This is a genomic window from Maribacter corallii (assembly GCF_047345415.1).
GTDB lineage: Bacteria > Bacteroidota > Bacteroidia > Flavobacteriales > Flavobacteriaceae > Maribacter_C.
On the sequence record NZ_JBLFEP010000001.1, the window covers coordinates 964,958 to 985,282 of the forward strand.

17 protein-coding genes and 1 tRNA gene are annotated in these 20,325 nt (G+C 42.4%); 10 read left to right on the top strand and 8 right to left on the bottom strand.

What is annotated here, in order from left to right; translation table 11 throughout:
• The first annotated feature begins 6 nt into the window (after positions 1-6).
• The 3 genes from kbl (at position 7) to ACKWCA_RS04435 (ending at position 5,470) form a co-directional block, all read left to right on the top strand.
• The gene (gene kbl, locus ACKWCA_RS04425) at positions 7-1,200 is read left to right on the top strand and encodes a glycine C-acetyltransferase (RefSeq protein WP_413976927.1); all 1,194 of its coding nucleotides are present in this window, start codon (positions 7-9) and stop codon (positions 1,198-1,200) included.
• Positions 1,201-1,312: 112 nt separating this feature from the next.
• A complete protein-coding gene (locus ACKWCA_RS04430; protein WP_413976928.1) occupies positions 1,313-2,653 on the top strand; it encodes an OmpA family protein in 1,341 nt (446 codons plus the stop codon).
• A 69-nt stretch (positions 2,654-2,722) separates the two neighbouring features.
• Positions 2,723-5,470, top strand: a complete 2,748-nt coding sequence (locus ACKWCA_RS04435) for a PD-(D/E)XK nuclease family protein (RefSeq protein WP_413976929.1) — start codon at positions 2,723-2,725, stop codon at positions 5,468-5,470.
• 1 nt (position 5,471) lies between these two features.
• Here the strand turns inward: ACKWCA_RS04435 and ACKWCA_RS04440 are convergent, their stop codons facing one another.
• From ACKWCA_RS04440 to ACKWCA_RS04465, 6 genes are all read right to left on the bottom strand, one after another.
• Positions 5,472-6,185: an SDR family oxidoreductase gene (locus ACKWCA_RS04440; RefSeq protein ID WP_413976930.1), complete on the bottom strand. Its 714-nt coding sequence runs from the start codon at positions 6,183-6,185 to the stop codon at positions 5,472-5,474.
• 149 nt (positions 6,186-6,334) lie between these two features.
• A complete protein-coding gene (locus ACKWCA_RS04445; protein WP_413976931.1) occupies positions 6,335-7,159 on the bottom strand; it encodes a cupin domain-containing protein in 825 nt (274 codons plus the stop codon).
• An 88-nt stretch (positions 7,160-7,247) separates the two neighbouring features.
• On the bottom strand, positions 7,248-8,066 hold the full coding sequence (locus ACKWCA_RS04450) for a LytTR family transcriptional regulator DNA-binding domain-containing protein (RefSeq protein ID WP_413976932.1): 819 nt from the start codon (positions 8,064-8,066) through the stop codon (positions 7,248-7,250).
• Positions 8,067-8,427: 361 nt separating this feature from the next.
• Positions 8,428-10,254, bottom strand: a complete 1,827-nt coding sequence (locus ACKWCA_RS04455) for a PAS domain-containing sensor histidine kinase (protein WP_413976933.1) — start codon at positions 10,252-10,254, stop codon at positions 8,428-8,430.
• A gap of 266 nt (positions 10,255-10,520) precedes the next feature.
• Positions 10,521-10,594: transfer RNA gene (locus ACKWCA_RS04460), tRNA-Ala, on the bottom strand.
• 69 nt (positions 10,595-10,663) lie between these two features.
• Positions 10,664-11,461 (bottom strand): universal stress protein, encoded by a 798-nt coding sequence (locus ACKWCA_RS04465; protein ID WP_413976934.1) that lies wholly within the window; start codon positions 11,459-11,461, stop codon positions 10,664-10,666.
• A 53-nt stretch (positions 11,462-11,514) separates the two neighbouring features.
• On the opposite strand from ACKWCA_RS04465, the gene ACKWCA_RS04470 reads away from it, so the two are divergent.
• From ACKWCA_RS04470 to ACKWCA_RS04500, 7 genes are all read left to right on the top strand, one after another.
• Positions 11,515-12,015, top strand: coding sequence for a GNAT family N-acetyltransferase (locus ACKWCA_RS04470; RefSeq protein WP_413976935.1), 501 nt, complete (start codon positions 11,515-11,517; stop codon positions 12,013-12,015).
• Between the two features lie 3 nt (positions 12,016-12,018).
• A complete protein-coding gene (locus ACKWCA_RS04475; RefSeq protein WP_413976936.1) occupies positions 12,019-13,362 on the top strand; it encodes an MATE family efflux transporter in 1,344 nt (447 codons plus the stop codon).
• Between the two features lie 21 nt (positions 13,363-13,383).
• The gene (locus ACKWCA_RS04480) at positions 13,384-14,151 is read left to right on the top strand and encodes an enoyl-CoA hydratase/isomerase family protein (protein ID WP_413976937.1); all 768 of its coding nucleotides are present in this window, start codon (positions 13,384-13,386) and stop codon (positions 14,149-14,151) included.
• 207 nt (positions 14,152-14,358) lie between these two features.
• The gene (locus ACKWCA_RS04485; RefSeq protein WP_413976938.1) at positions 14,359-14,790 is read left to right on the top strand and encodes a hypothetical protein; all 432 of its coding nucleotides are present in this window, start codon (positions 14,359-14,361) and stop codon (positions 14,788-14,790) included.
• A 52-nt stretch (positions 14,791-14,842) separates the two neighbouring features.
• Positions 14,843-16,066 carry a PHP domain-containing protein gene (locus ACKWCA_RS04490; RefSeq protein ID WP_413976939.1) on the top strand — a complete coding sequence of 408 codons (1,224 nt, stop codon included), beginning with the start codon at positions 14,843-14,845 and terminating at the stop codon, positions 16,064-16,066.
• 30 nt (positions 16,067-16,096) lie between these two features.
• Entirely contained in the window at positions 16,097-16,546 is a 450-nt protein-coding gene (locus ACKWCA_RS04495) for a 6-pyruvoyl trahydropterin synthase family protein (protein ID WP_413976940.1), read from the top strand.
• A gap of 33 nt (positions 16,547-16,579) precedes the next feature.
• Entirely contained in the window at positions 16,580-17,350 is a 771-nt protein-coding gene (locus ACKWCA_RS04500; RefSeq protein WP_413976941.1) for a UDP-2,3-diacylglucosamine diphosphatase, read from the top strand.
• Here the strand turns inward: ACKWCA_RS04500 and ACKWCA_RS04505 are convergent.
• Both ACKWCA_RS04505 and recJ read right to left on the bottom strand, forming a co-directional pair.
• Positions 17,340-18,602 (bottom strand): MFS transporter, encoded by a 1,263-nt coding sequence (locus ACKWCA_RS04505; RefSeq protein WP_413976942.1) that lies wholly within the window; start codon positions 18,600-18,602, stop codon positions 17,340-17,342. The genes ACKWCA_RS04500 and ACKWCA_RS04505 overlap by 11 nt on opposite strands.
• Positions 18,602-20,290, bottom strand: a complete 1,689-nt coding sequence (gene recJ, locus ACKWCA_RS04510; protein ID WP_413976943.1) for a single-stranded-DNA-specific exonuclease RecJ — start codon at positions 20,288-20,290, stop codon at positions 18,602-18,604. The genes ACKWCA_RS04505 and recJ overlap by 1 nt, the downstream gene beginning before the upstream one ends.
• Between the last annotated feature and the right edge of the window lie 35 nt (positions 20,291-20,325).

Consider the following 20,325-nt stretch of genomic DNA (forward strand, 5'->3'; position numbering starts at 1 on the left):
ATCACTATGTACGGAAAAATAAAAGACCACTTACAAGCAGAGCTCCAACAGATAGAAGAAGACGGACTCTACAAAAAAGAGCGCATCATTACCTCGGCCCAAGATGCCGTTATAAAAATTAGCACCGGGCAAGAAGTTATCAATTTCTGCGCCAACAACTATTTGGGGCTTTCTTCACATCCGGAGGTAATTCAAGCGGCAAAAAATGCCATGGATACCCATGGATTTGGAATGTCGTCGGTTCGGTTCATTTGTGGAACGCAAGACATCCATAAGGAATTGGAAAAGAAGGTCGCAGACTTCTACGGTACGGAAGACACCATTTTATATGCCGCAGCCTTTGATGCCAACGGGGGGGTATTTGAACCCCTATTGACTGCAGCCGATGCCATCATTTCAGATTCACTGAATCACGCCTCTATTATAGATGGCGTTCGCTTATGTAAGGCCAAAAGGTATCGGTATGCGAACAACGATATGGCGGATCTTGAAAAGCAACTTGAGCAAGCCAATGCTGACGGTGCTCGATTTAAGATCATCGTAACCGATGGTGTTTTCTCTATGGATGGCTTAGTTGCTCCCTTAGATAAGATATGCGATCTCGCCGACACCTATGATGCCCTTGTTATGGTAGATGAGTGCCATGCTGCAGGTTTTATAGGAAAAACGGGACGAGGAACCCTAGAGGAAAAATCAGTTATGGACCGTGTTGACATTATAACGGGTACCTTGGGCAAAGCCCTGGGTGGTGCCATGGGTGGATACACTACAGGAAAAAAGGAAATTATCGCACTATTACGCCAACGCTCAAGACCTTACTTGTTTTCTAACTCATTGGCCCCAGCCATTGTAGGGGCATCGATCAAAGTGTTCGACATGCTGGAAAACGATACCACCCTTCGTGACCAGCTTGAAGCGAACACCACCTACTTTAAAAACGGAATGAAAAAAGCGGGATTCGATATTGTCGACGGCGATTCCGCCATTGTACCCGTTATGCTCTACGATGCCAAGCTATCGCAACAGATGGCCAATATGCTTCTTGAAAAAGGAATCTACGTTATCGGCTTCTTTTACCCAGTAGTTCCAAAAGGAAAAGCCCGTATACGAGTACAACTTTCAGCGGCCCACCAAACGGAACATTTAGACAAAGCCATAGACGCTTTTATTGAAGTTGGGCGCCAATTAAATGTCGTTTAAATGCGTGATTTCCTCCATGAAATACGTTAAAAAAAAAATAAATTGATTTTGTTAATAACGTTTAACAGCTTACATTTGCGGTTAAATAACACTTAAACTTAAAAATTTAAACATGAAACATCTTAGCAAATTAATGGTTGTTGCCCTATTAGTGGTAGGTTTCAACAACATACAAGCGCAAGACGAGAATAACCCTTGGCAGATTCAGTTTGGGGTTAATGCCATTGATGTATATCCTACTGGGGATGTTAGTTCTTTTGGTAACGAGTTCTTCAACGCTAATGATCACTGGAATATTCTTCCTTCAATTTCCTACATCGGGGTTTCCAAGTCTGTTGGTGACGGATTCGCTGTGGGCGTTCGTGGTTCTTTGAATAGAATCACCAAATTGGGTGATGTTGCAGTTGATGATCTTTCACACTACGCTTTGGATGGTACAATCAAATACAATCTTATTAAGGAAGCCACATTTCAACCTTTCATCGAAGTAGGTGGTGGTTATACATGGGTTGATGAAATCGGGGCCGGAACCGTTAATGGTGGTGTTGGTCTTAACCTTTGGTTTACCGAGAACATCGGTCTTACACTTCAAACGAACTACAAACATGCATTCGAAGATTACGGTGTAGTACATTGGCAACATCTTGCCGGTATCTCTGTAAAATTCGGAGGAACCGATACTGACGGCGACGGCATCTATGACAAAGATGATGCTTGTCCTGAAGTAGCTGGTCTAGAGGCTTTTAATGGTTGTCCTGATGCTGATGGAGATGGTATCGAAGATAGCAAAGATGCTTGTCCTAACGCAGCTGGTTCTAAAGAAATGAATGGTTGTCCTGATGCTGACGGTGACGGTGTTGCCGATAAAGATGATGCTTGTCCTAACGAAGCTGGTTTAGCTGCTTTGGCAGGTTGTCCAGATGCTGACGGTGACGGTGTTGCCGATAAAGATGATGAGTGTCCTAACGAAGCAGGTCCTGCTGAAAACAAAGGATGCCCATGGCCAGATAAAGACGGTGATAGCGTTTTGGATAAAGATGATCAATGTCCAGATGTTGCCGGTACAGTTGCCAACAATGGTTGCCCAGAAGTTACCGAAGAAGTTCAAAAGAAATTGAACGACTATGCGAGAACTATCTTGTTCGATACTGGTAAAGCTTCTTTGAGCCCTGCGACTACTTCTGTATTCGTTGACATCATCCAGATCTTGAATGAGTATCCTAACTCTAAATTTACTGTAGAAGGTCACACTGATAGTGTAGGTAGCGAAAAGCTGAACCAATCATTATCTGAAAAGAGAGCAAATTCAGTTAGAGATTTCTTGATCGCTGAAGGAATTGCAGCTGATAGATTGACTGCCATTGGTTACGGTGAATCTAAGCCTATCGCTTCCAACAACACTAGAAGTGGTAGAAAAGAAAACAGAAGAACTGAAATTAACTTAGTGAAATAAGTTGGTCATACTTCTTTAAATTATAAAGAAAAGCCTCGCAAATGCGAGGCTTTTTTTATTTTTACTCCCATGCAAAGTTTTTTGGAAGACGTCGTCGCGGCTAGTGTAGAAGAACCCCATTCTTTAGAAAATACCGTATTTGTACTTCCGAGTAAGCGAGCGGGCAATTTTTTAAAAAAAGCACTCGCCAACCATTTAAAAAATACTTTTTTTTCTCCTGAAATATGGAGTATTGAAGGTTTTGTGGAAAAGGTGTCAGGACTCACCTATGCCTCAAATACCCAGCTGCTATTCGAGCTTTATGACGTATATCAAAAAAGAACGAAAGGTGAAATCGATAACTTCTTTGCCTTTTCAAAATGGGGACAGACATTACTCCAAGATATCAATGAAATTGATAGATACCTCATTGATGCCAAAGCACTTTTTTCCAACCTTTCGGCAATCCAGGAAGTCAACCATTGGTCTTTGGAAGGATCTCGAACAAAAATGGTTCAAGACTACCTCAAATTTTGGAACGGTCTTGAATCGCTGTATGTGCATTTCAATGACGCCCTTTTACAAAAAGGATTGGGTCATCAGGGTTTGGTTTATCGGAAGGCCAGCGCTCATCTCAATAAGTATCTTGAATCCCACACGCATAAAAAACATGTCTTTGTCGGTTTCAATGCCCTAAACACGGCAGAAAGTAAGTTGATCCAGACCATCTTGGCCAAAACTGACGCTTCCATTTACTGGGATATTGACTCTTATTTTCTGAATGATCCTATTCATGATGCAGGACTCTTTATAAGAGCCCATCAAAAATCATGGCCTTATTTACAAAATCATCCATTAAAAGGGGTAAGCCATCATTACGCATCAAAAAAGAACATTCAGGTTATCGGTGTTCCAAAAAATAGTTCACAGGTAAAGTATGTTGGAAAGCTCTTAAAAGAACGGTATGATGAAAATCGGGAAACCCTGAAGAATACGGCGCTTGTTTTGGCCGATGAGTCCCTTTTGAACCCCATTCTAAATTCAATTCCGAAAGAGATCGATGCCGTAAACATTACCATGGGCTATCCCTTGAATAAAACGCCCTTAGCCGACCTTTTTATACAATTCATAGACTTATATATCAATCGTGACGAACAAGGGTGGTTTTATCCTAAAATACTTCAACTACTTTCACATCCCTATATTAAAACACTCCTTTTCGAAAAAGACTCAGACTATGCTACTCGTATTAGTACTGATATTAAGGACAGGAACCAAACATACATCAATACGATACAATTAGAAAAATATACTTCTGGGTGTGCCCAACTCACATTACTTTTCTCGGAAAAAACCCCTTCTTCGGCACAGCTTATCACTCGCTGTATCGAAATTATTTGGCAACTAAAACCGAAATTCGAAGCCCTTGAGGACACCTTGGCCCTAGAATACCTCCATCGGTTTTATACCTTGCTCAATCAGGTTCAAAACCTCATCGAGAAAAACAATTTTATTAATGATCTAAAGTCGTTACAGGGCCTTTTTAAAGAGCTTCTATCTTCTGAAACGGTAGATTTTCAAGGCGACCCTTTAGAAGGCCTACAGGTCATGGGTATGCTTGAAAGTCGAAATCTTGACTTTGAAACAGTTATTCTCACCTCGGTCAATGAGGGAATCCTTCCCTCCGGAAAGTCGAATAATTCCTTTATCCCATTTGACTTAAAAACAAGTTTTGGATTGCCGACCTATAAGGAAAAAGATGCGGTGTATACCTATCACTTTTATCGGTTGTTACAGCGTGCCAAAACCATCTATATCATATATAACACCGAACCTGATGTATTAGAAGGTGGTGAAAAAAGTAGGCTTATCGCACAATTGCTAACAGACCCTTCTAAAACGGAAGCTATTACAGCCCACGTAGCCATGCCCCGTATCGCGCCAAATAAAAAAAGAGTGGATCATATCACTAAGGATAGTGGCTTGATGCGGCTTATTGAACAGCACGCCCTCAAAGGGTTCTCTCCCACATCACTGAGCAACTATATTCGGAATCCGATTGATTTTTACAAAAGAAACCTCTTGGGAATTAATGATACGCTTGTGGTAGAGGAAACCATTGCGGCAAATACCTTTGGCACTATTGTTCATGATACCTTAGAAGACCTCTACACCCCCTTCGTAGGTGCGATCTTAAGCCAAGACATGTTACAACTGGCAAAGGCGAAAGTGCAGGATACCGTAAAAAAGCACTTTGCCAAAAGTTATAGGGATGGTGATGTCACCAGGGGAAAGAACCTCATCGCTTTTCAAGTAGTGCAGCGCTATATCTCTAATTTCATTGACCAAGAAATGGAGCTCGTTAAACATCATGAGGTCAAACTAATAGGAATCGAACAAAAATTGGCCATCCCTTTGGCGATATCAGGAATCGATTTCCCAATACGACTTCAAGGAAAATTAGACCGAATCGACCAAATAGATGGGCGTCTAAGAATCATTGATTATAAGACAGGTAAAGTAGAGTCAAAACACGTCGAAATCGTAGATTGGAATAGTCTCATCGAAGATTACGACCATAGCAAGGCCTTTCAATTGCTGTGTTACGCGCTCATGTATACCGAAACCCAGCCTATCAACGAATTGGAATCGGGTATAATTTCCTTTAAAAATCTCAATGCCGGCGTGTTGCGCTTTGCCACCAAACCCAATAAAGGCAGTAGGGCAAAAGAGCATACCATCACAACCGAAACACTTTCTCGTTTCAAAGAACAATTGATCCAACTGATACGGGAAATCTGCACACGAGATATCCCGTTGACCGAAAAAGAGATCTAACCTATTTTTTATCGGGACGGCTGGGGCGCACCTCTATTTTACTGGGCAACGTTCTGGGGTGCATTTTTAGTAAATCCAAGACCAATTCACCGATATCTTCGGGTTGAATTTTCCACGCATCCTTTTCCGAAGGTTCATTGTTGTTAAAGTGGGTCGCTACCGAACCTGGCATGATGGTAGAGACCTTGATATCATATTTTCTCAAATCGAGCATGGCTGCTTGTGTAAACCCTACTACCCCAAATTTGGTCGCATTGTAGCCAGCACCTTGGGCAAAGAAATTGGTCCCTGCCAAACTTGCCAAGGTCATATAATATCCCTTAGATTTCTTAAGGGCCGATACCGAAGCTTTCAGGGTATGGAAAACACCATTCAAATTGGTATCTATCATTTGATGCCATTGCGTATTGGACATTTCGTCTATCGGGGCAAAATTTCCTACTCCTGCATTGGCTAATACCACATCTAATTGTCCCCATTGGTCAAGAATCCGTTCTACGGCCTTTTTCTCATCCTCGGGGTCTGTAACATCCGAAGCCAAGGCTAGCACATTGGTTTCATCTCCTAAATATTCGGCGGCTTTTTGCACTGTTTTTAAGCTACGCCCGCTAATGGCTACTTTCATTCCTTCCGCAATTAGCTTTTGTGCTACCCCAAAACCTATTCCTTTGGAGCCCCCAGTGATATAGGCTACCTTGTTTTTTAAAGTTGTCATGTTGCTGTATGTCTTTTTTTGGTAAAGATAAAAATGACAATGGGTTATGTGCGGGTATAGCACTCTTTTTATCAGTCTCTATAGGAGCAAAAGCCCGTGACTTACTTAAACATGCCTCAATACCTCGTTACGATTTCTTCTTGAAGATCCTAGGCGCCCTTCCCGAACATAATCAATATTGCTTCCACCGCTTCTTCTTCAGACTCGTTCCACCATTTATGGGTAGTGCCCGGTGGTATGAATAGTGCATTCCCCTCTGAGAGTGAAACCCGCTTGCCATTCATTTCCCCTTCGGTATCTCCTTTTATAGATACTACGAGCATCGGAAATGGCATGGCCTGTTCTCTGGGATCATGCCGTACTTTACCTTTGGGTGGAATGCTAAGCCAACCTGACCTGAATCCTTTTTGATAGTAAAACAAGACCATATTGACCCCATGGGCCTGTCTGGTTAAATCCGCTCCAAAGGGTATGACCTCAGGAAATCCCTTTGTCCAAAAATGAAATGAAAATGAATTTATTTCCCCGTTGATTTCTTCTGTAGGGTTAAAGTCTTCCATTTCAAGTACTTCCATGGGGGCGTAATCTCCTGAAAATGCTTTGCCTTGCGCCGTCATTGCATTTAAGGTGCCTTCTTCCATGGCCTTTAAGGTTCCGTATTCAATACGGTAAATGAACGTCGGAATATCCGGCACTCCTGCCCTCAATTCTACTTGCCAGGTCTCCTTCTCCTTTTTTCCAAGTACATTGACAACCCAACTACCGTAATCTGGAATTTCAATACCGAATTGTATTGGATTAGATGCGCGAGCGTCATTTCTAAAATCCGTGACGTACGAATTAATGATTTCTTCCGGCTTCTTGTCGTCATACATTTTTTTGATAGCAGTATTATTAAAACTAGCGGCGAACAGGCTTGTCGATAACAGAAGCACCAAAAGCGTAATACCTTTTTTCTTTGTTTGTCTCATCATATTTGTATTAAGATTATCGGAGACAAATGAATAAAATAGCAGTGATTGAAATCAAGCCTTTTATAAGCTTTGTGGGTAATACGTCATTTTAGGGGCGAATTTGCAGATGCTTCGCAATCTGGTTGGCATACTTTTTTGAGACGGGTACCAGATCATCATATTTTTTCAGTTGAATTGTTGTCTGACGACTATTCTTCCGCTTTATTCTAAAGTGGTTTACATTTACAATGTAACTTCTATGACAGCGCTTTAAAGAATTTAAGGGACTCACGATCTGTCGCTCCACATTTTTTAAACTACACCTTAGAATCATTGTGTTTCTTTTACCATCAGATTCGAGATGAACGTCAACATAATTGTCATCGCTGGCAATGTAAAGAAGCTCTTTAGAGTTCAGGGAAATTTCCTTTTGACCAGGAACCTGAATGGTATATGTCTCGTTATACGTTAAAGAAGTCAGATTCTTTCTATTGATGAATTTTGAAATACCGAACACGAAAAAGGAAACAATGAGGGCAATACTCATAATTCTTCCGATAACAAATAAATACTCCTTTAATGTAAAATCAACGAACCCTCCTAAATAACTTTTGTACAAAAACATGGTGGCTCCCACCAATAAGGTCAGCCAGGCATACCAAAGAAGTGCTTTCAGTAAGGTCCATTTGACAAAAACCCGGGGCACCAGAATCGGTGTCACGAATTCAACGAAATAAATGGACAAGAAAAAGACCAAGCCAAGACTCCCGAGCAAAACATAATAATTTTGGATATTCTGATTGTTTTCAATGTTGTAAGGGGTGAAAATCAATATGAACAATGTACACCCAACAGCCATCAAGAGTACTCTTAGTATATTCTTTAAAGTATGTTTCGGCCTTGGAAAAGGAGATGATAAAATTTTCATCCTTTCGGTATTATTTTCTCTTGGTTATACTACAGACTATCAATACTTCCTATTTGTTACAATCCAAAGAAGTGCATATCAAATAAAAGCCCTCATCTAATCCATGCGTTTGCTTGATTCAAGTGCTAAAAGCAATCGTATGCCCAATAGGTTTAGGACATGAAATTTAATTATTCTCTGGTTGAATGCAAAGCGCTTTTTACAGGGGTCAAGTAATATGACAACACGGTACATTGTATTGTCAGTAATGCAATTCTTGGGGAATCAACCCAAAACAAAGAGATCTTAGAAGTGTTATTGTCCAATAGATAAGGTTAAGTACAACAACTCAGCGGTGTCAGACACGAACCGCTCTATGGTATTAATGTTTGAAATACAGATTGAATTCGGTCCACTCCCCCACCACACTATCCACTTCGATTCTGCCACCCATAGCCTCAATTTGATTCTTCGTAATGAAGAGTCCTATTCCTTTGGCCTCTTTATGGTTGTGAAAGGTTTTATACATGCCAAAAAGCTTTTCTCCATGTCTTTTCAAATCGATACCTAGACCATTATCCCTAAATTTCAAGATGACATTCTCTCTGGTCGTTAATGTGGATACATGTATTTCACATCGACGTTCGGGATGGGCGTACTTGAGACTGTTTGTAAAGAGATTGAGCAGAATACTGTCAAGATAGGCGGGAACCGCCAATATTTTAAGGTTTTCATCTACCCGGATATGATGGACCGCTTTTTGATCTTCAATAAGCTTTCCGATGTTTTTTAGAGCGCCCTGTAAAGCCGGGTAAATCGCGATTTTTTCGATTTTTTCCCTGATATCCGATCTGATTTGAACAACATCGTTCAAATGTACCACGGTCTCATTAAGGCTTTCCGCTGCATTTCCGAGCATTTTGAAGATTTCATCTCTCTCCATATCTTCAGGGTTCGGGTCATCCTCTGATTTGATTAAATAATCTGTCAGCATTGCAATATTGGTGGCATGTGAACGAAGATTGTGGGATACGATATGTGCAAAATTCGTAAGGCCTTCATTCTGCTCACGGGTAGCGTTCAATAACTTTTTCAGTTGCACCTCAGCATTCCTTATCGGGCTAATATCCCAATTGATTCCTATCATTTTTAAGGGCGAGCCTTGGGCATCTCTTTGAACGACGGCTTCTGCCTTGATCGTATGCACTTTACCATTTGGCCATAGGACACGAAACTCCGTATTGAAGTCCTTTTCCCCTTTAATCGCCAGCGCTACTTCCTTTTGAGATCGCTCTTTATCTGACGGGTGAATGGTGCTCTCCCAAGCTTCATAAACCCCTGCGAAATCTTCTTTCCTTACCCCGTAGAGTTTGTACATGTTATCGTCCCAAATGAGGGTATTATCAGGAATATTGTATTCCCAAATGCCTATTCCAGCTGCGTTTGTAGCAATAGACAAGCGCTGCGACACCTCCTTGAACCGGATATCCGCTTTTTTCTGTTCATTGATGTCTTGGAAAGTTCCTACAAGACGCACGCATTTCCCATCTACCATTTCAGCCTCGCCCTTTGCCCGAACCCAGAGTTCTTTGCCGCTACTGGTAACAATGACCAATTCCGTATCCCATGAGGTTCCATTTTGAATCGCATCGCTAACTAAGAGTGAGATTTTATCTCGGTGTTCTCCGGCCTTATAAAAGTTGATTCCTTCCTCTAGGCTTGGAACGTAATCTTCCGGCATTTCATGTATTTCCTTCGTTATATCGGTCCAGTACACCTTGTTCGATATTAAATCTACCTCCCAACCGCCAATTCTTGCTACGGACTTGGCTTTCATCAGCAGTTCTTCTTTACGTTTCCTTGCGGTCACATTTTCAAGAAACATGATGAGTCCGATAATCTCGTTATCGGCATTTCGCCAGGGATTTATTTTCCAGCTTAACCAAGTGATGTTCCCATTGGGAAGAATAAATTTTGCCCCAGAATTTCTATCTTGATTTCCGAGAAGGCACTCTTGAATGATTTCTTGGAGGGCTTTTGGTATCAGTTGCTCTAGATGGGCAATTGATTTTCCAATAAGTGTTTCTTCTTTGATGTCATGAACCTTGAGCCATTCTTCAGAATAGTTCAAGATTTTCATCTGCTTATCGAGGATGACCATAGGGGCCGGTGAGTCCTTTAGCAGTAGGTCAACTAAGTGTGTTTCCAAAGGGCGTAGTTTGATTGGATTTGGGCCTTATCTATTTGGTCGCTTCCATAACGTAAAATATTGAGGTAATCGTATAATCAACCTTCTTTATTTTAAATAGTTATGTGCCACATTGGAAATAACAAGGCTATTATCAAATTGATTTTAAAACGGGATCTGTCGCTGTTCAAAAAACCAAGGAATTACAGTTCTTAGAGCAAAGCACAAATTTCAGAAACGAAAAAACCTCAACCAATCGATTATCGATTTAGTTGAGGCTTTGAATGTGGAGAATACCGGAGTCGAACCGGTGACCTCTTGCCTGCCAGGCAAGCGCTCTAGCCAGCTGAGCTAATCCCCCTTGCGAAGCGCAAAGAAAATACTTTTACCGTAAGTATCAAAATGTAAAGGCTTCTTATTCGTGCCACGATTAATCCTTTTTCACACGCAGCATAAGCACCGGAATTTTCACAAAGAACTCCGACTTCAAAATCGTGTTCTTTTCCCATAGCTTTTTGAAAAACCCTCTTTTCCTTCTAAAAACGCATAGTAAATCGGGTTGATGTGACTGGAAATGCTCCAAAACACCTTGGTAGGTAGTTGCATTTTCAGAAATTGTCAATTGCTCGCTTATATCCATTAGGGAAGGATTTACCTTTAAATCATCTTTGTCGTATCCAGGCGTTTTCACTAAAAGTAGACTCACCTTTGTTCCATGTTTTTTCTGGATAGACAGTAATGGTTCTAACATACGTTTTTTCTTCAAAACACCTGATTTAAATGCTGTCAAAGCCGATTTGAAAGGTGAAAAAACAGTTCCTTTTGGAACAATAAGTGCCGGAATGTCTGTCTGCTTTATGATTTTCCCCGTCGTGTTTCCTAAATAGAGCTCCTCTTTGATATCATTGCTCCTTGGGGCGATGATAATCAAATCAATACCTAATTCTTTATCTATTTCCTTCAGACCATCGGTAATATCGCCATTATAAGTCGCTATTTTAATCGAAATGTCCTTTGAATCGACCTTTTCAATGACTTCCTTCAAACGCTCTTTGCTACTCTCGGCGACCTTTTGTGATATATTTGCCAAACTGCCGGTCTTTGCCGACACCGTAAAGACATCCATAACGAAAACCTGCGCTGAAAAAGCAGTAGCAAAATCTACGGCATACTGAAGCGTTTCTCCTGAATTGGAACCAGTGCCGATAGGTACAAGAATGTTTTTCATGGGAAAGGGTATTGATTAATAATCTAAATTTACAATTAAATTGATCTTCACGAATGATTCGACGTGCAAAGATACCGGAAATCCCCGATATTCTAAACATTACCAGGGCTTGTGCGGCATTTATGATCGACAAGGGCATTTATCAATGGAACGAAGAATACCCCTCAGCAAGGGCCTTTGAAAAGGATATTGAAAGAAACGAGCTTTTTGTTCTCGAAAAATCATCAAAAATTATTGGTACAGTGGTCATCTCCACATTAATGGATGAGGAATACAGGCCCGTACGATGGCTTACCCCAAACGGAAAGAGCATTTACATCCATCGGCTTTCCATCGATCCCAAATTTCAAGGAAATGGGTATGCTCGTCAATTAATGGATTTCGCCGAAAACCTCGCGCGCGAAAAAGGATGTCTTTCCGTTCGTCTCGATACGTTTAGCCAGAACAAGGGCAATCAACGGTTCTATGAGCGTCGTGGATATCAGAAGTTAGAAGACATCGGCTACCCGAAACAAAGTGACCAACCTTTTCATTGTTATGAACTCGTCCTTTAATCTATGGAAATACAAAAAGTCTCCCTTACTTTTCGTTCCATCCACAAACTTGCCCTTCCGGCGACCATAGCAGGTATCGCAGAACCCCTTTTATCGATAACCGATACCGCGATTGTAGGTAATATTTCGGTGGACGGTCTTGAATCTTTGGCGGCTGCCGGTATCGTCGGTTCGTTTCTCTCGATGCTCATCTGGATTTTAGGTCAGACACGTAGTGCTATTTCTGCTATCCTCTCACAATATCTAGGGGCGGAAAAACTCGGTGCGGTAAAAACCCTTCCGGCACAGGCTATTTTTTTGAACATCACGCTAAGTGTATTCATCTTGCTATCGACCATATTCGTCATCGAAGAGATTTTTACCCTGATGAACGCCTCGGGGAAAATTCTACACTATTGTATTTCCTATTATTCCATTCGCGTTTGGGGGTTTCCGTTGACGCTTTTCATTTTTGCGGTCATGGGCATCTTCCGGGGGCTTCAAAATACGTATTGGCCTATGATGATCGCCTTGGTCGGGGCACTCCTGAACATCGTACTAGATTTTATTCTAGTGTACGGAATCGAGGGGCTTATCGCTCCTATGTACCTTGACGGTGCCGCATGGGCAAGCCTGATCGCACAGATGGTCATGGCCCTAATGGCAGGGGTACTTTTGGTTACAAAAACCGATATCAATCTCAAGTTGAGCCTCGACTGGCACCCTGAATTAAGCCGCTTGATCGTGATGAGCCTAAATCTTTTTGTACGCGCCATCGCTCTGAATACGGCCCTGATCCTGGCCGTTAGAGAGGCCGCCGCCCTCGGTGATAAATATATCGGGGCACATACCATTGCAGTGAATATTTGGCTATTCTCCGCTTTCTTTATCGACGGATATGGCGCTGCTGGGAATATTATGGGAGGTCGTCTTTTGGGTGCGAAAAATTACACCGGTCTCTGGTCACTGGCTAAAAAAATCATCAAATACGGGCTTCTGATTAGCCTCGTTCTGGTGCTTCTCGGATTTGTATTCTACTATCCTATCGGACGTTTGTTCTCAAACGAGCCCTTGGTTCTAGAGACATTCTACGCCATATTTTTCATCGTCATCTTGGGGCTGCCCATGAATACGCTAGCGTTTGTTTTCGATGGGCTGTTCAAGGGGCTGGGAGAAATGAAGTACTTGAGAAATACCTTGCTGGTCGCCACTTTTTTAGGCTTCGTACCCACCTTGTTCTTAGGGAAGTATCTCGGTTGGGGGTTTTACGGTATCTGGATCGCTTTTACCATCTGGATGATCATTCGAGGAGGCGCACTCGTTTTTAAGTTCAGAAGAAAGTTTCGACCCTTACTACAAAACCACTAATTTTAACCCAAATCTTAGACCATGGGCACAGATAGACAAAACGGAAGCCTTTATACGGCCATTCAGGGTAAGGTAGCGACAGTCGAATTCGGACATCCTGCGAGCAATTCTTTTGTAGCGGAATTATTGGACAGGCTCACCGTCGAGCTCAACGAACTATCTGAGAACAAGAATATCACGGTAATCATATTAAAATCGGAGGGCAATCGTGCTTTTTGCGCCGGGGCATCTTTTGATGAACTGATGGCAGTTTCCAACCTTGAGGAAGGCAAGGTGTTCTTCAGTGGTTTCGCCAATGTCATCAATGCCATGCGCACCTGCAAAAAAGTCATTATAGGTCGTGTTCAGGGAAAAACTGTTGGCGGAGGTGTAGGTTTGGCTTCTGCTTGTGACTACGTTTTTGCTTCGGTCGAAGCATCCATACGTCTTTCCGAATTAACGATCGGCATTGCGCCTTTAGTGATTGCCCCAGCTGTGGAGCGAAAAATTGGTACGGGCGCAATTTCAGAATTATCACTAGCGCCCTCGGAATGGAAAAATGCGTATTGGGCAAAGGAAAAAGGACTGTATTCGAAGGTGTTCGATAAGATTGAGGAATTGGACAAAGACTTGGAATTTTTTGTTGAGAAATTGGCTTCTTATAACCCCGAAGCGTTGGAGGAATGGAAAAAAGTCCTGTGGGAAGGAACATCGCATTGGGATACCTTACTCACGGACCGAGCCGCTATAACTGGGAAATTAGTGCTGTCGGAATTCACTAAAAATGCGCTTTCTAAATTCAAAAAATAATAAGCAATCCTATTTCTCGTTCTATTCTTCTAACTCACCTTTTTATGGACTTCTTAAACTTCATCAACGGAGACCTTGTTTTTCCTATCCTAGCGCTTTTTGTCGTAGTTATTTATTTTGTAAATCGAATTCGCGCACGACGTCGATTCAAACGTTAAATTTAAATCTTTGACGCAACTCTTGGGGCAATCCACATCTTTTTTACGGATGAAAAAAGTACTCTTTCTCGGTCTTCTTATTTTGGTGCTCACGGATTGTAATCACAATGATGCTAATAATCCCATTGCAGCTGATTGCACTGTCGTCGCTTGCACGAACGAGTTTGTAACCTTAACCGTATTAGTAAAGGATAAAGATGGTGTCTTGATTCCGCTCGATCGTTTTGAGGTAGTCGATTCGAAAACCGCGGAAGACATTACACCGGAACTCTCTTCGGAGGAATTTCAAACAGCCCGGCAAATTGGACGGTACCCAATCTACAGCGATGCATTTCTTATGGGAAATCAAAATACCCAAAAGAACCTTGTTTTTAGAGGTTTTATTAATGAGGAAAGGCTTGTGAATGCCGAAATCGTAGTAGCCATCGATTGTTGCCATGTAAGTATAGCTTCAGGGGATACTACTATCGTTATCAACTAGATCAGCTCTAAAATTTCCTACCTTTAGCTTTCAATACAATGCTTGGCTATTTATGGAAATCTTCAAAACAAAAAAAATCATCCTCTTTCTGGTTTTACTATCGATACTAGGGTGCAAGGAAAATAAACCGGCATCGGAAGACGATGAATTATCCCAACAATGGTACAAGGGAAACCTGCACACCCATTCCTACTGGAGTGACGGGGATGAATTTCCTGAAGTGATAGTAGACTGGTACAAATCTGAAGGGTATCAATTTATCGCCTTATCAGATCACAACACTGTGGCTAAAGAAGAAAAATGGATAACGATTTCAGAAGATTCCATCTATCAAAAGGCTTTTCAAAGGTATCTTGAAAAGTACGGCACTGATTGGGTCATCCATAAAATAGATTCCGGACGGCCCATGGTCAGGCTCAAAACGTATGACGAATACAAAAACCGTTCGGAAGAGGTAGACAAGTTCTTGGTCATACCCTCGGAAGAAATTACCGATGAATTCGAGGGCAAGCCTTTGCATATGAACGCCACCAATATTCAAACCAAAATTGAGCCTCAAGGCGGTTCTAGCGTATCACAGGCATTACAAAATAATATTGACCAAGTACTGAAACAGAGGCAAGAAACAGGAATACCCATAATGCCGCATGTAAACCATCCGAATTTTGGGTACGCAATTCACCTTAATGATATGATTTCCTTGAATGGAGAACGTTTCTTCGAAGTATACAATGGGCACCCCATGGTGCATAATATGGGCGATTCGACTCGTGTTTCGACCGAAGAGATGTGGGACCTGATCAATATTTCCTATTTGGAAAACAAAAAACCGATCATGTACGGCTTGGCGACCGATGATTCGCATCACTATCACAAGTCAGGTAATGAATGGAGCAATGCCGGACGAGGTTGGGTGATGGTACAGGCTGATTCGCTTTCCGCCTCCTCCTTGATAACAGCTTTAGAAGCAGGAAACTTTTATTCAAGTACTGGAATTACATTGAAGAGCATAACACGCGAAAATAATCGCCTATTTATTGAAATAGACCAAGAAAAAGGAGTCGAATATACCCTTACTTTTATAGGGCTAAGAAATGGAAAATCAGAAACGGAAGAATTGATTTCGGTCAAGGGAAACCAAGCCGATTTTGAAATGACCGAAGATATCGTTTTTGCACGTTGTAGAATCACCTCCTCCAAATTACAATCCAATCCAATCGAAAGAATCCTTTATGAAATGGCTTGGACTCAACCTGTAATAAGAGATGCGCAGTAAATAGTTACCTTTGTACGGCAAATAACACGAATGGGTAACATCAGAATTACAAAGCAATTCAATTTCGAAACCGGCCACGCATTATACGGCTATGATGGCAAGTGCCGAAACGTACATGGCCATAGCTATAAATTGTCCGTTACTGTGATAGGCCAACCCATTACGGACACCTCCCATGTTAAATTGGGTATGGTCATCGATTTTGGCGATCTCAAAAAAATCGTAAAGGAAGAAATCGTAGATCAATTCGATCATGCAACCGTTTTCAATAAGAACACTCCTCATGTTGAATTGGCCAAAGAATTGATGGACAGAGGTCATAACGTCATCCTGGCCGACTATCAACCGACCAGCGAAAATATGGTCATTGATTTCGCTGCGAAGATAAAAGCACGTTTACCACAGAACATCAAATTACATTCCCTAAAATTACAGGAAACCGACACCTCTTTTGCAGAATGGTTTGCATCCGAGAATTAATTGCGATTTCCCTTTTTACTATCTTTACACGAAATGACAACCATCAATATTCCACCCGGCAAAAAAGTCTATTTTGCCAGTGATAATCATCTAGGAGCGCCGACCATGGAAGAGAGCCGACCCCGTGAAAGAAGATTTGTGGCATGGCTGGACCAAGTCAAAAAAGATGCTGGCGCCATTTTCCTGTTGGGAGACCTTTTTGATTTTTGGATGGAGTACAAAACCGTTGTTCCCAAAGGTTTCACCAGAACACTGGGCAAGTTGGCCGAACTATCGGACGATGGCATTCCTATTTATTATTTTGTAGGCAACCACGATCTCTGGATGAACGGCTACTTTGAAGAGGAGCTTAATATCCCGGTCTTTCACAACCCACAGCAATATGACATCAATGGTGTTTCATTCTTTATCGGCCATGGTGACGGGCTAGGCCCTAAGGACAAGGGCTATAAGCGAATGAAAAAGGTATTCACCCATCCCCTTTCAAAATGGTTGTACCGTTGGTTACACCCGGATTGGGGTGTGCGATTGGCTCAATACCTCTCCGTCAAGAATAAAATTATTTCAGGTGATGAGGACATTAAATTTCTTGGGGAAGACAACGAATGGTTAGTACAATACGCCAAAAGAAAACTGGAAAACCAACATTATGATCATTTTGTTTTCGGGCATCGACATCTTCCTCTAGAGATCGACCTAGATGGAACATCAAAATACACCAATCTCGGCGACTGGATCTCGTACTACACTTATGCCGTTTTCGATGGCGAAAACCTATCCTTGGAAAAATACACTACGACCTAGCGGACTCATGCGCCTCTACCTCATCGCGTAAATCAAGCTTTCTAAAACTCGGCGAAATAAATGCTGTAAAGCCCACTGTAAGCAGCGTCATTGTTCCTCCGAAAACCACGGCGGCCACGGTTCCCATCAGCTTAGCGGTCACCCCACTTTCAAAGGCCCCCAGTTCATTGGAAGAACCGACGAACATTGAATTGACGGAAGCAACACGTCCGCGCATCTCGTCAGGTGTCTTTAGCTGTAATATCGTTTGGCGAATGACCATGGAAATACCATCCAAAGCTCCACTCATGAATAGGGCGAATACGGATAGCCAAAAGGAAGTAGACAACCCAAAAACAATAATACTCAACCCAAATCCAAATACAGCCCACAACAGTTTTCGACCTGCAGCCCGATGTACCGGAAAGCGTGTAGAGCCAATCATCGTAATGGCCGCTCCGACCGCTGGAGCAGCCCTTAAAACCCCAAACCCTTCAGCGCCCACCTGTAAAATATCTTGTGCGAATATGGGTAGAAGTGCTATTGCACCTCCAAAAAGCACCGCAATCATATCTAAGGTCAATGCACCAAAAACAGCCTTGCTATTAAAAACGAATCGTAATCCTTCCTTTAGACTATCGCCGATAGGTTCGCCGATTTTCGGATTCATTATGGGCTTGCGGGATATCTTCAGAATACAGATTAGTGCGGCCAGTGAAAATGCAAAAATGACGCACATCGACCAATGTACGCCCACCCAACTAATGGAAAAACCAGCTAGTGTAGGTCCTAAGACGGATGCCATTTGCCAAGTAGTACTGCTCCAAGTGGCCGCATTCGGATAGGCTCTTTTCGGAACGATCAAAGCGATCAAAGAAAAAATGGTCGGCCCTAAAAAGGCCCGTACAATTCCTCCTAAGAATACTAAAAAATAGATGCCATATAGAATGGTAGTGTTGTCCATTTTCAAGGCCAAGAAAGGTTCACTTAAAGCAAAAAGTCCAAAACTAATCGTCGAAAAACCAAAGAGACATTTCAACAGCAAATTCCGTTTTTCCTTCTGATCGACGATGTGACCTGCAAATAACGCCATGGAAACTGCAGGAATAACTTCCATTAGACCGATAACACCAAGAGATAAGGGGTCTTTGGTCATGGAGTATACCTGCCACTCGATAACGATAAATTGCATTGACCAAGCGAATACCATTGCAAATCGTGCTACAAGAAAAATATTGAATTCCCGAAATCGTAGGGCTAGGTAAGGATCCATCAGCGCAGGTCCCTTAGTTTAAACTGAAGGCTAATATTTCCTTGCCATTCGTTTTCATCCAAAGAAAAAACGGCATCGAAGGGTTTTCTGCTGGTAACCAAGGGAAGTTTATCGCCCAGGTTAAAGCCAATACCCCCAATAGGACCATAACCGTGTTGAGTAACCGCAAATTTCAAATGGGCCCCTTCTTGACCCACTCCTTTTGCGTACCCTGTATCTGTCAAACCTTCTGCCATAAAAACCGGCCTCATATTACCGGGGCCAAAAGGAGCGAACTGTTTTAGAATACGCATGAGTTTGGGGTTGATGTCCTTTATTTCAATGGTCGTATCAACTGTGATCTCAGGGGTCAGTAAGGCAGGGTCTATAGTTTGTGAAACTACTTTTTCGAACTGTGCCTTAAACGTTTCATATTGGTTTTCAAGTAAGGTGAGTCCCGCCGCATATTTATGCCCGCCGAATTGCTCAATACAGTCCGCACAACCTTCAAGAGCGTTGTAGACATCAAAGCCTTTTACCGATCGGGCGGAGGCAGCCAACTTTTCACCGCTTTTGGTAAAGACCAGGGTGGGCCTATAGTAGGTATCCGTTAATCGGGAAGCTACGATTCCGATAACCCCTTTGTGCCAAGATGCCTTGTAGACCACTGAGGTGAACCGTTCTTCCTCTTTATTATCCTGAATCTGGGCCAAGGCCTCCTTCGTAATTTCTTGGTCCAGAGTGCGACGGTCGTTATTGTACTTCTCAATAGCATGGGCAAACTTTCGGGCCTGTTGCATATCCGTTTCCGTGAGTAGGTTTACGGCGTGTTGCCCGTGCTCCATACGGCCCGCAGCATTGATTCTGGGGGCAATGATAAAGACCACATCGGTAATGGTCAGTTCGGTCTTTTTGACTTCGTTGATGATAGCCTTGAACCCGATTCTGGGGTCTGTATTGATTACCTGCAGTCCGAAATAGGCCAACACCCTATTTTCGCCTGTCATCGGAACAATATCGGCCCCGATTGCGGTCGCCACTAAATCTAAATAGGGTATCAGGTCATCGATAGTTCGCCCTTTTCGAGAAGCTAAGGCTTGTATGAGCTTGAAACCGACTCCACATCCACATAGCTCATCATACGGATAGGTACAGTCTTCCCTTTTGGGATCTAAAACGGCAATGGCGTCCGGCAGTTGGGCCCCAGGACGGTGGTGATCGCAAATGATGAAATCAATCTTTTTCGCTTTGGCATACGACACCTTATCGATAGCCTTAACACCACAATCCAAAGCGATAATCAATGAAAAATTATTGTCGTCGGCAAAATCGATGCCTTGATAGGACACTCCATATCCCTCTGTATAACGATCAGGAATGTAGGTTGCCACATTGGGGTAATCCTTCAATAGATACGAGGAAACCAGGGCAACCGAAGTAGTTCCGTCCACATCATAATCACCATACACCAAGATGTTTTCATTGGAAGCGATTGCACTTTCAATTCGCGCCACAGCGACCTCCATATCTTTCATCGAGAACGGGTCGTGCAAATCGGTCAATTGGGGCCGAAAGAATTTCTTTGCCTTTTCATAGGTATCGATACCTCGTTGCAACAGCAATTGCGCAACAAGACCATTGACATTCAACGCATCTGATAGCGCATCAATATCCTGTGGTGTAGGTTTTGCTTTTATGGTCCAGCGCATTCTGTAAGTTCAAGTTCAAATGTCAAGTTCAAGTT